The sequence below is a fragment of the Aliiglaciecola sp. 2_MG-2023 genome (assembly GCF_030548145.1).
GTDB lineage: Bacteria > Pseudomonadota > Gammaproteobacteria > Enterobacterales > Alteromonadaceae > Aliiglaciecola > Aliiglaciecola lipolytica_A.
Map to the genome: position 1 here is coordinate 40,324 of NZ_JAUORY010000016.1, position 12,689 is coordinate 53,012.

Genomic DNA, 12,689 nt, shown 5'->3' on the forward strand with positions numbered 1-12,689 from the left:
TAACCCATTAAAATCACGTTATATTAGCGCCCTCCTTTACTTCCAGCTTTAGTGTTAATTTGAATGAAAAATAGTGACTCCACCATGCCGAACTTAATGCCAATTGAAAATGCACTAGATAAAATGTTGCAGCAATGCGAAACCTTAGTAGAGCAGGAAACTATTTCAATCATAGATGCATTGAACCGAATCACCGCAGAGGCTGCTTTTGCAAAACTGCAAGTGCCGCCAAAAAATAACTCAGCAATGGATGGTTTTGCGTTTCAAGTTGACCACGAATTACCCCAAGGCACCACATTAACCATTCAAGGACAAGCTTTAGCTGGGCAGCCCTTTGATGATGAGGTAAAAGCGGGACACTGCATCAGAATAACCACAGGCGCAATCCTGCCCGCCGGTACGAATACCGTCATGATGCAAGAAAACGTAGCGATACACGAAAATAACATCGTTTTGAATCAAGCTACAAAGGCAGGTAACAGTGTTCGCCTTGCCGGTGAAGACATCCAATTAGGACAGCAAGTTATCGCAGCGGGAGAAAAACTCACGCCTGCACATATGGCATTATTAGCCTCGATTGGAGAACCTTCAGTAACTGTATTGCGCAAACCTAGAGTGGCAATTATCGCAACGGGGGATGAATTAGTGGTGCCTGGCGATAAGTTGAAAAATGGTCAAATATACGAAAGTAATAGATTCGCATTACAGGGTTTATTGCAGCAAATGAATGTAGATATCATTCATTATGGCATCATAGAAGATGATCCCGATAAAATTGCAGACGTTTTATTAGATGCCAGTCGTAAGGCGGATCTAATTTTATCCTGTGGCGGGGTTTCCGTAGGCGATGCTGATTATGTTAAGCAAGTATTAGAAAAAGTAGGACGCATCGATTTTTGGAAAGTCGCGATTAAACCAGGAAAACCTTTTGCGTTTGGTATGGTTAATGATGCCATATTTTGTGGTTTACCTGGAAATCCCGTTTCCTCTTATGTCACCTTTGAAAAACTAGTAACGCCCCTATTACATAAACTTATGGGACGCAAAAGCGTTAACCAGTTTACGATTAACGCTACCTGCGCTGCTCCTATTTTTAAGCGAGCTGGGCGTGCTGATTTTCAAAGAGGCATAGCATACCAAGACGAACACGGAGAATATTGGGTAAAACCTAATGGTAGTCAAGGCTCTGGCATCATGTCATCCATAGCATCCGCAAATTGTTATATTCTCCTGGAAAAAGAACAGACTAACTTGCCGACAGGCGCAAAAATTAAGATTGAATTATTTTGACTAATTTAAAAACCGAATTAAAGCAGCTAGTAAACCTTGCTTGGCCGCTGCTTATTGCTCAAATTACCCAAACCTTAATGGGTGTGTCCGATACCATCATGGCAGGCCGCTATTCAGCAACCGATATGGCAGCAGTGGCAATTGGGTTCAGCATTACCATTCCCATCTTGTGCTTTGTACAAGGTCTAGCGATGGCCATTCCGCCAATCGTCTCGAAACTGCACGGAGCTGGCGAATCGGAAAAAGCAGCGCAAAAGGTTCACCAAGCGTTTTATTTGATTATTCCAGTATCGATCTGTATTGCTCTTTCAGTATTCTTTATAGAGTACTGGTTTTCGTTGATGGACATCGAAGACAAATTACGCGATATCACTACTGATTACATGAAGTACATTGTTGTATCAGCCCCAGCGTTTGCTGGATATCAAATTTTGCGTAATTATTGCGAAGGTTTGTCATTTACTAAACCGACTATGTTAATCATGGGATTAGGGTTAATCATCAATATTCCAGCAAACTATATATTGATATACGGTAAATTTGGTTTGCCGGCTATGGGTGGTGTTGGATGTGGTTTGGCAACAAGCTTAGTATTTTTTGCGATGTTTATTGGCACGGCACTCTATATCCATTTGTCTAAGCGTATTAACAGCAATTTATTTCAGAACTGGTCAAAACCCGATATTAGACAAATTTACATTACTTTAAAGTTGGGACTTCCGATTGCGTTGACCTTACTTTTTGAAGTGACCTTATTTGGTGTGGTTGCACTGCTATTGTCACCACTTGGACCATTAACCGTTGCATCACACCAGATCGCCCTCAACTTTTCAGCGACCATGTTTATGTTTCCACTGAGTTTAGGGATGGCAACAACTATACGTGTAGGTCATTTTTGGGGTAAACAAGATCAGGTTGGCGCAGCATTGGCAACCAAAACGGCAATCCTTTTAGGCCTTTTTATTGCGTGTTTTACAGCAATCATAACCATAGTCGCTAAACAACAAATATCCATGCTTTACACTGAAAATCGGCAAGTGATTGAGCTGGCCATGAGCCTAATGACCCTAGCTGCAATGTTTCAGCTTTCCGATTCTGTTCAAGCAATATCCGCAGGTGCATTACGGGGATACAAAGATACAACTGCGATGTTCATTATTTGCTTTTTTGCATATTGGGGCGTGGGTTTGCCAACCGGAATAATTCTAGCGCTAACCGATTTTATTGTACCTGCTTTAGGTGCATCTGGATTCTGGATCGGTTTTATTTGCGGGTTAACAAGTGCCGCTATTATGTTGGGGTTCAGATTGAGTGTTATTCAAAAACGATTGAGATTACACCCTGAAATATTTGACAATGCTTAAGGTTTTTTAGACTAAACCGGTGACAATAGAGCTTTCAAAAAAAGGTTTAAACACATCTGTCTCACCAACAAAAAAAGCTTGTAATAAATACAAGCTTTTTTCATTTCAGTGGCTAAAAAACACTACTTAGAAAGTGTTTTAGCACCTTCAACCGCCGCTTTAGCAAGCTCAGTGATACGATCCCAATCACCCGCTTCAACCGCATCGTCTGGCACCAACCAAGAACCGCCAGCACACTGAACGTTTGGCAAAGCCAAGTAATCTAAATAATTATTCGGACCGATTCCACCTGTTGGACAAAACGTGATATCAGGGAAAGGACCGCCAATAGATTTCAGCGCTTTTATACCACCTGAAGCTTCTGCAGGGAAAAACTTAAAGTGTGTGTAACCGATATCCAATCCAGTCATCAGCTCAGATATTGAAGCTATACCTGGGATTAGAGATATTGAACAACGTTTGCCTGCTTCCAATAAGCTGGTAGTCATCCCTGGGCTAATTGCAAAAATAGCGCCTGCTTCTTCAACTTGCTTTAACTGCGCTTCGTTAGTCACTGTACCAGCACCAATAATGGCTTCAGGAACTTCAGTGGCGATTTTTTTGATCACATCAAGAGCGATTTCAGTGCGTAATGTCACTTCAAGTACTTTAATGCCGCCTTTTATTAAAGCTTTTGCAACAGGTACTGCATGTTCAATATTTTTGATAACTAATACAGGTACGACTGGCCCCTGACTAAAAATTTCTTGCGAACTCATTTTCCAATTAAATGACATATTGCTTACTCCTTATGATTCTGTTGTAAATAGGCAGCTGCGCCCAGTAAACCATGATCAGGTTCTGTAATGATGTAGGTTGGGATGTTAGAGACATAATGTCTAAATCGTCCCTTGTCTTCAAAACGAGCACGAAACTTACTACTTTTAATAAAGTCAACAAAACGTGAAGCAATACCACCACCGATATATACGCCGCCATAGGTTGCTAAATTAAGCGCTAAGTTACCTGCAAAACTACCCATAATTTTGCAAAACTGCTGCAATGTTTCTACGCAGATTTCACATTCTTCAGATAGCGCTTTTTCAGTAATTTGGGCTGGATCAGCAAAAATAGCTGCTTGCTGATGTTTCTCTGCCAACCCTTCATAGATATGTACGATGCCACGGCCTGATAAAACCTCTTCAGCAGACACATGCCCTAATTTCTTTTTAAGGTAGCGCCAAATAGCGAATTCATTCTCGTCATTTGCGGCAAAATCAACATGTCCGCCTTCGCCATCTAGAGCTTTCCAACCTTTATCCGTAAAAGTGAGGTGTTCTACACCTAAACCCGTACCTGGTCCAAAAACAGCAATATTGGCATTCAATTTTGGCGCACCAGCGCCAATTTGAACTTTTTGATTATCCTTTAACACTGGCAATGAATGCGCCACAGAAGTGAAGTCATTAATAACCCCCAGCCAATCCAAAGATAAACCTTTGGTTAGCTGGTCAATGGAAAACTCCCATGTGTGATTGGTCATTTTTACCCAATCACCGATTACCGGGCACGCTATTGCGATACACCCAAAACTAAACTTAACCTCTGGAAATTCGCTAAAGTAATGTTTAATCGCATCTTCAATCGTAGGAAAATCAACACATAAATATTTTTTGATATTGATTAAGTTATGTCCTTCAACTTGGCAAATACGAATATTTGTCCCACCGACATCGGCTACGAATTTAGAGGTCATGTTGATTACCTGATCCAGCAAATAGAGAACATGCGCCCTGCTCTGCACCCGTTAGAGAGTTGCGCATAGAAGCAAACATTTCACGGCCCATACCAATTTGGTGTTTGTCAGTTTGTGCCACTTTAGTTTTTCGTTTCGCCAATTCTTCAGTGCTAACCAATAAACACATCTCACCGGTTTCAGTGTTGAGCTCGATTAAATCGCCACTTTCGACTTTGGCTAACAAACCACCGTGATAGGCTTCAGGGGTCACATGGATAGCAGCTGGTACTTTTCCAGATGCACCAGACATACGACCATCGGTGATTAAAGCAACTTTAAAGCCTTTGTCCTGCAACACACCAAGAGGCGGCGTTAAACTATGCAGTTCAGGCATACCAATCGCTGCCGGACCTTGGAAACGAACGACAACAATACAATCTTTATCTAAATCACCGGCCTTGAAGGCATCGGCCAATTCGAACTGATCTTCAAATACCACTGCCGGAGCTTTAATTTTGCAATGAGGTTCACGTAATGCCGAAGTTTTCATCACCGCACGGCCCAAATTGCCATGCAAAACAGATAAACCGCCATCGGGTTTAAATGGTTTAGCAACAGATGAGATCACTTCAGGATCAAATGACTCAGCCGGACCATCTTGCCAAGTCAACTCGCCATCTTTCAATGTAGGTTCTTTGGTATATTGTTCTAACCCTTCGCCACAAATGGTTTTCACATCGTTATGCAATAAACCGGCGCTTAGCAATTCTTTAAACAAAACTGCCATACCGCCAGCGGCAGTAAAGTGGTTAATATCAGCAGAACCGTTCGGATAAATCCGTGTTAACAAAGGTACTGCATTGGAAATGTCAGAAAAGTCATCCCAATTTATCTCATAACCCGCAGAGCGTGCGACTGCAACTAAATGCATGGTGTGGTTAGTTGAGCCACCTGTTGCAAGTAATGCGACTAAGCCATTGACTAATGCTTTGGCATCCACAATATGACCAATAGGCGTATAATTATCACCTAAATCGGTTAATCGAGTCACTTGACGGGCAGCGGCTTTAGTTAATTCATCCCGTAAATCCGTACCTGGATTAACAAAAGAAGAGCCTGGCAAATGCAGTCCCATCACCTCAACCACTAATTGGTTACTGTTAGCGGTACCATAAAAGGTACACGTACCCGCTGAGTGATAACTTTTCGATTCTGATTCAAGTAACTCTTTGCGGCCTACTTTACCTTGAGCGAACATTTGGCGTACGCGCGCTTTTTCTTTATTAGGTAAACCAGAAGGCATTGGACCCGCAGGTACAAAAACTGTTGGTAAATGTCCAAAACTCAAAGCGCCCATTAATAATCCTGGGACGATTTTGTCACAAATGCCCAGCATCAATGCGCCATCGAACATATTATGCGACAGCCCTACTGCGGTAGAAAGAGCAATGACATCACGACTCATCAAGCTCAGATCCATGCCAGGATTACCTTGAGTAACCCCATCACACATAGCCGGAACGCCACCGGCAAACTGGGCAACACTACCGATATCACGAATAGCATCTTTTAGTATTTGCGGATAAGCTTCATAAGGTTGGTGTGCAGAAAGCATGTCATTGTATGACGATACAATGGCAATATTTGATTTAGTTAAGCTAGTTAAATCAGCTTTATCTTCTGTATTACAGGCAGCAAAACCATGGGCTAAGTTGCCACAAGATAAAACACCACGATGTGGCCCTTGCAAGCGTGCGCTTTCAATTTTGTCTAGATAATTTTGTCTGGATTGTCGACTTCGTTCGATAATCCGCTCGGTTACTTCTTGAATCACAGAATTCATATGTTCTCCTAAGCAGCCCAAATAAGTTTTACATCGGTATTATTAAAGACGGCTCGAATAGGCATTTCCAAGGCGTCATCACTTTGCTGAGCAATGTCGATAATACGTTTTTTAGATTCACCCACTAAATGTAAAAAGATATTTTCACTGTTGAGTATACTTTTTAATGTTAGTGACATTCTTTGATTTGGCGCAGTGGTAGGAGTAACCGCAATATAATCGCTATCTAAATTGGTATTTAAGCCTTGTTCCAATTGTTCAGAACAGGGAAACAGTGAAGCGGTGTGACCATCTTCACCCATGCCAAGAATTAACGCATCAAAAGGCGTTTTTATCTTGCTTAAATTCGTATTCAAAGAAGACACGGCATCACAAGCATCGGCCTCTGATGTTTTTAATCCAAAAAAATTCGCCACTGCGGCTTTATTGATCAATAGTTCACGCTTCACCATTGCAGCATTGCTCGCCGGATCGCTTTCGTCCACCCAGCGTTCATCAACTAAGGTTACGTCTACCTTTTCCCATTCTAAGTCTTGCTTAGAAAGCTGATTAAACATCGCAGCCGGAGTACGTCCACCTGAAACGGCTAAACTAGCTCGACCGTTTTTTGCTATTCCTTGTTTCAAGATATCTGCGATTTGACTTGAAAAATCTTGATTCAAAAGCTCAACTGAAGAATATTTAGTTTCAATTAGCGCCATATTACTTTTTCTTCCCAATTCGCGATTCATACCATGCACGATTATCTCGAGCTAGCAGCGCTATTGATGCTACTGGACCCCAAGTACCAGCCTGATAAGGTTCTGGTAAATCATTGTTGGCTCCCCAAGCGCGGAATATTCCGTCAACCCAAGTCCAAGCTTGTTCAACTTCATCACGACGCACGAACAATGCCTGATTACCGATCATCACTTCTAACAGTAATTTTTCGTAAGCATCGGCAATACGGTCATCTTTGAACTCTTCAGAAAAACTTAGGTTCAAGCGCGATTTTTGCAAGTCCATGGAACCACTACTAGTTAGCCCAGGTACTTTGTTCATTACGGTAATTTCAACACCTTCATCAGGTTGCAGACGAATGGTTAATTTATTAGGTGGTAATTGCGCAAAACTTTCCCCAAATAAATTGTGAGGTTGGCGTTTAAAGTAAATAACGACTTCACTGGTTTTGCTTGGCAAACGTTTACCAGTACGCAGGTAAAATGGAACCCCTGCCCAACGCCAGTTATCTAGATGAACTTTGAGTGATACAAAGGTTTCTGTCTCAGACTTGGTATTAGCGCCTTCTTCATCCAAATAGCCAGGTACTTCTTTGCCTTTTACAAAACCACCTACATACTGACCACGTACAGTATCTGTTTGTACATTGGCAGCGGTAATAGGTCTAAGCGCTTTCAACACTTTTAACTTTTCGTCACGAATACTGTCTGCATCTAAAACTGCGGGCGGTTCCATGGCAATCAACGTTAGGATTTGCAACAAGTGGTTTTGCACCATATCGCGCATTTGACCAGCTTCATCAAAATATCCCCAACGGCCTTCAATCCCAACTGATTCAGCCACAGAAATTTGCACATGGTCGATACAGTTATGATCCCAATTGGTTGCAAAAATTGAATTGGCAAAGCGTAATGAAACAAGGTTTAAAACAGTTTCTTTACCTAAATAGTGATCAATTCGATAAATTTGTTTTTCGTCGAAGAACTCAGCAACTTGATCGTTGATGACTTTTGACGACTTCAAATCATGACCAAGTGGTTTTTCAAGTACAACACGTACACTCGAATCGATAACACCTGCATTGTGCAAGCCTTTACAAATGTCACCAAAGATAGAAGGTGGCGTTGCTAAGTAGCAAACCATAGTCCGCGATCTATCTACATGCTGTTTAAACGATGGGTAACTATTTATGTCTTTCATGTCGACACAAACATAATCTAATTTTTCTGAAAAACGATTCCAAGTATCTTCACATAGGGCTTCGCCACTAAATTCAACGATACTATCTTTAACATCCTCAACATATTCTTCGTTGCTGATATCTTGACGAGCCGCACCGATGATACGTGAATCGGCGTGGACTAAATTTGCTTTTTCTAACTGATATAAAGCCGGCAATAATTTACGGCGGGCCAGATCCCCTTTAGTACCAAAAAGGACAAAGTCGCACGGTTCAATAGAATTTTCCAACACCATTTTAATGACCTATATATAGAAGAATGAACACTAATAAAATGTAATTACAACAAATGAATTACGTTTTATTATGACAATTGAGCTAAAATTTAACATTATATGTTGTAATATTACAACATATTACGTCTCTTGTTTAATTACAAATAATATGGTTATTTTAACAAAACTTATAAAAAATGCTGGCTAATTTGGTAAAAACTTACAACAATTACTGTAACAAACCGACAAAAGTAGTGTTAAATGTCGTTTAAACTAAGTCGCAACAAAACAATAAGATTTATGCACCGATGAATATTCTTGAAAAAATAACACAAAATAAATCCGTTTTTAGTAAATCTGAAAGAAAAGTAGCGGATATAATTTTAGATAATCCTCAAACAGCAATACATTCAAGTATAGCTACACTTGCTAAAATGTCAGATGTCAGCGAACCAACCGTTAATCGGTTTTGTCGTCGCCTAGACACTAAGGGATTTCCAGATTTCAAACTGCATCTTGCCCAAAGTCTTGCCAACGGAACGCCCTATGTCAATCGACATGTCGAGGAAAATGACGGGCCTGAGGAATATACTAAAAAAATATTCGAATCAACCATGGCGTCATTAGAAGTTGCAAGGCAATCAGTCGATATCAATACAATCAATCGTGCCGTTGATTTGCTTACTCAAGCTCAAAAAATATCGTTTTTTGGTTTAGGGGCAAGTGCTTCTGTTGCCCACGATGCCCTTAATAAATTTTTTAGATTCAACGTTCCCGTTGTCTATTTTGAAGATATTTTGATGCAACGTATGAGTTGCATGAACAGCACTGAAGATGACGTCGTCGTATTGATCTCACACACTGGCAGAACAAAAAGCCTAGTGGAGATCGCACATATTGCCAGAGCAAACGATGCAACTGTAGTTGGGATAACATCTAAAAATAGCCCGTTAGCCAAAGAATGTAATTTAGTTTTATCACTCGAGGTGCCTGAAGATACTGACATGTACATGCCAATGGCATCCAGAATCGCGCAATTAATTCTAATTGATATTCTCGCTACCGGCTTTACTTTAAGACGCGGTGGTAAGTTTAGAGAAAACCTAAAACGTGTAAAAGATACACTCAGAGGGTCTAGATTTGAAAAGCGAGACGAGTAGCTTACAGTGACTGTCATTTAATATTCATCAAAGTATTTACTTAAATTAATTCACATTTACGCAACTTTGCACTACTATTTTGTAATAAAATTACAAAAACCTGAGTTTGCTGTCAGATTATTTGCCGAAAAAGCACAAATCGGCTTTTTATTCGCCAATTCAGGTTATTTTTTAACAAACCAAGTCGGACACTAAACTCTATGTTAAGACGTACTAAAATTCTCGCTACTCTTGGACCCGCAACAGACACCCCTGAAATGATAGAAGGTATTATCAAGGCAGGCGCAAATGTCGTGCGTATGAATTTCTCTCACGGAACTGCAGAAGACCATATTAATAGAGCCAAAATTGTAAGAGATGTGGCCAAAAAATTGGGGAAATACATTGCTATCCTTGGTGATCTTCAAGGTCCAAAAATTCGAGTGTCTCGGTTCAAAGATGGTCCAATTAAATTAAACATCGGTGATGAATTCATTCTTGACGCTGAAATGGGCAAAGAAGATGGCGACCAAAAATCTGTAGGAATTGACTACAAAGCCCTACCAGATGATGTGCACCCTGATGATTTGTTGTTATTAGACGATGGCAGAATTCAACTGCTAGTTGAAAAAGTAGTAGGTAGAAAAGTATTCACCAAAGTAACTGTAGGTGGAAAGCTGTCTAACAATAAAGGCATCAACCGTCTCGGCGGCGGGTTATCTGCAGAAGCGTTAACAGAGAAAGACAAACAAGACATTAAAACGGCCGCACAAATGGACGTTGATTATCTTGCCGTGTCGTTTCCTAGATGTGGAGCTGATTTAGATTATGCTCGTAAACTTGCGGTAGAAGCAGGTTGTAGAGCGCTTATTTGCGCCAAAGTCGAAAGAGCTGAGACAGTCGCCAGTGATGAAGCAATAGATGACATTATCCAAGCATCAGATGCGGTAATGGTTGCCCGTGGTGATTTAGGTGTTGAAATTGGTGATGCAGAGTTAGTTGGTGTACAGAAAAAATTGATTTCCCGCTCCAGACAAATGAACAAGGTAGTAATCACTGCTACGCAAATGATGGAGTCGATGATCAGCAGCCCTATGCCAACTCGAGCCGAAGTAATGGACGTGGCAAATGCGGTATTAGATGGCACAGATGCAGTGATGCTTTCTGCCGAAACCGCAGCCGGTGAATTCCCCATTGAAACCGTTGCAGCTATGGCGCGAGTATGTGAAGGTGCAGAAACTCACCCAAGCGTTAAAATATCTAAACACCGCGTCGATGAAAAATTCACATCAGTGAGTGAGACTGTTGCGCTTTCAGCAGTGTACGCAGCCAACCACTTGGCGAGCATCAAAGCTTTGATAGCGTTAACCGAAAGTGGTAACACATCTAAAATCATGTCTCGCATTACTACTTCGTTGCCTATCTATGCCTTATCAAGACACGAATCAACGTTAAATACTATGGCCCTGTTCAGAGGCGTCAAACAGGTTTATTTCGATTCTCGAGGCAGTGAGCCGGGTAAATTGAAACAAGACGTTATTGATGTTTTAAAAAGCAAAGGTATCGTTGAAAGTGGTGATTGTTTTGTTATGACTTATGGTGATGAAATGGAAACCATAGGCTCTACTAACGCATTTAAGATTGTTACTGTTCCTTAAATAAAGTTTCAATTTCAGTTTTAATTTAATGAGCACCATTGCTAGCCTTAGCAATGGTGCTTTTTTAATTCCTAAATCTGCCCTTCCCCAATCTTTTGTTTCTGCTTTTTCTAGCCGCAAGGCTTTTTCAATCAGCCCTTATTTAAATCAACTATTCTCCATATCAATAGTCGCTAATAAATCTTATCAACTCTTAATTTGTATCTATTTTGTTTACTATCATGCTTCCTATAATTAGAAAATGATTAGTAGCTATTATGATGTCGAAACCAACTTATGATGTGATTGTATATGGCGCAACAGGTTTTACCGGTCAACTCGTTGCAGAATATTTAGCAAAAACTTACCCAAGCAAACAAGATCTAAACTGGGCTATCGCGGGCAGAAACCTCAACAAACTAAACGAAATAAAATCGAACTTAAACCTAAGTTCCGATGTAGATTGCATAATCGCTGATTCAAACGACGTAGACAGCCTGAAATCTCTTGTACAAAGCACCAAAGTAGTGTTGACGACTGTCGGCCCATATCAGTTATATGGCAATGATTTAGTCGCATTGTGTGCACAAACTGGTACCGACTATGTGGATCTATGTGGTGAGCCTACATGGATGCATGACATGATAGCCGCACACCAAGATAGCGCGGAAAAAAGTGGCGCTAGAATCGTATTTTCATGCGGTTTCGATTCAATCCCCTTTGACTTGGGTGTGAATTTTCTTCAGCAAAAAGCAAAAGAAAAATTCTCACATACCTTTAGCCGAGTTAAAGGTCGCGTAAGAGGTATGAAAGGTACGTTTTCTGGTGGCACTAAAGCCAGTCTACAAGCTACCATGGCGGCCGCGAGAAAAGATAAATCGGTAATGCAGGTATTATTAAATCCATTTGCACTAACGCCGACGTTTAACGGCCCTGAACAGCCTTTGGGTAATAAACCTATATATGAAGAAGAGTTTAATAGTTGGTCTGCTCCTTTTATTATGGCGGCAATCAATACTCGGAATATACATCGTTCAAATTATTTATTATCCCATCAGTATGGCGAGGATTTTGTATACGACGAAATGATGTTTACCGGCCCTGGTGAAAAAGGCAAAGCAATTGCAGACCACGTTGCTGCAGACAAAAGCATGGCCAGTGACGAGGGACCAAAACCTGGTGAAGGGCCAAGTAAAGAGGAACGTGAAGCAGGCTTTTTTGATGTTATTTTCTCAGCTCAAGAAAACCAAAATCAGTTAACTGTTTCAGTAAAAGGCAACATGGACCCGGGCTATGGCACAACCTCTAAAATGATTTCGGAGTCTGCCGTTTGCCTTGCTAAGGATGAGCTAACGGTGAAAGGTGGTATTTGGACTACGGCGCCAGCAATGGGAGATAAATTGATCAGCCGATTAATTGACAAAGCAGGCATGACATTTAATGTCGAATAAATAGCTTTTTATCTAGCCATCTAAAACGCCCCAAATCTAACGAGGCCTCAATAGTTGGACAATCCAATTACTG

At 40.9% G+C, this 12,689-nt stretch carries 10 protein-coding genes; 5 read left to right on the forward strand and 5 right to left on the reverse strand.

The window, feature by feature from the left end:
* Nucleotides 1-63 precede the first annotated feature (63 nt).
* Both glp and Q4567_RS15345 read left to right on the forward strand, forming a co-directional pair.
* Entirely contained in the window at nucleotides 64-1,290 is a 1,227-nt protein-coding gene (glp, locus tag Q4567_RS15340; protein ID WP_216047476.1) for a gephyrin-like molybdotransferase Glp, read from the forward strand.
* On the forward strand, nucleotides 1,287-2,654 hold the full coding sequence (locus tag Q4567_RS15345; protein ID WP_216047477.1) for an MATE family efflux transporter: 1,368 nt from the start codon (nucleotides 1,287-1,289) through the stop codon (nucleotides 2,652-2,654). The genes glp and Q4567_RS15345 overlap by 4 nt, the downstream gene beginning before the upstream one ends.
* 122 nt (nucleotides 2,655-2,776) lie before the next feature.
* On the opposite strand, the gene Q4567_RS15350 is transcribed toward Q4567_RS15345, so the two are convergent.
* The 5 genes from Q4567_RS15350 to zwf are packed head-to-tail and all read right to left on the reverse strand — an operon-like array spanning nucleotide 2,777 to nucleotide 8,410.
* The gene (locus tag Q4567_RS15350; protein WP_216047478.1) at nucleotides 2,777-3,430 is read right to left on the reverse strand and encodes a bifunctional 4-hydroxy-2-oxoglutarate aldolase/2-dehydro-3-deoxy-phosphogluconate aldolase; all 654 of its coding nucleotides are present in this window, start codon (nucleotides 3,428-3,430) and stop codon (nucleotides 2,777-2,779) included.
* 5 nt (nucleotides 3,431-3,435) lie between these two features.
* Nucleotides 3,436-4,389, reverse strand: coding sequence for a glucokinase (locus Q4567_RS15355; RefSeq protein WP_303500953.1), 954 nt, complete (start codon nucleotides 4,387-4,389; stop codon nucleotides 3,436-3,438).
* Nucleotides 4,379-6,214 (reverse strand): phosphogluconate dehydratase, encoded by a 1,836-nt coding sequence (gene edd / locus Q4567_RS15360; protein WP_216047480.1) that lies wholly within the window; start codon nucleotides 6,212-6,214, stop codon nucleotides 4,379-4,381. Before edd ends, Q4567_RS15355 begins: the two co-directional genes overlap by 11 nt.
* Nucleotides 6,215-6,222: 8 nt before the next feature.
* Entirely contained in the window at nucleotides 6,223-6,915 is a 693-nt protein-coding gene (pgl, locus tag Q4567_RS15365) for a 6-phosphogluconolactonase (RefSeq protein WP_216047481.1), read from the reverse strand.
* A 1-nt stretch (nucleotide 6,916) separates the two neighbouring features.
* Nucleotides 6,917-8,410: a glucose-6-phosphate dehydrogenase gene (gene zwf, locus Q4567_RS15370; RefSeq protein WP_216047482.1), complete on the reverse strand. Its 1,494-nt coding sequence runs from the start codon at nucleotides 8,408-8,410 to the stop codon at nucleotides 6,917-6,919.
* A 287-nt stretch (nucleotides 8,411-8,697) separates the two neighbouring features.
* Between zwf and Q4567_RS15375 the strand changes: the two genes are divergently transcribed.
* From Q4567_RS15375 to Q4567_RS15385, 3 genes are all read left to right on the forward strand, one after another.
* A complete protein-coding gene (locus Q4567_RS15375) occupies nucleotides 8,698-9,549 on the forward strand; it encodes a MurR/RpiR family transcriptional regulator (protein ID WP_216047483.1) in 852 nt (283 codons plus the stop codon).
* A 200-nt stretch (nucleotides 9,550-9,749) separates the two neighbouring features.
* The gene (gene pyk / locus Q4567_RS15380) at nucleotides 9,750-11,186 is read left to right on the forward strand and encodes a pyruvate kinase (RefSeq protein ID WP_216047484.1); all 1,437 of its coding nucleotides are present in this window, start codon (nucleotides 9,750-9,752) and stop codon (nucleotides 11,184-11,186) included.
* A 257-nt stretch (nucleotides 11,187-11,443) separates the two neighbouring features.
* Entirely contained in the window at nucleotides 11,444-12,616 is a 1,173-nt protein-coding gene (locus Q4567_RS15385) for a trans-acting enoyl reductase family protein (RefSeq protein WP_303500956.1), read from the forward strand.
* Nucleotides 12,617-12,689: the final 73 nt, after the last annotated feature.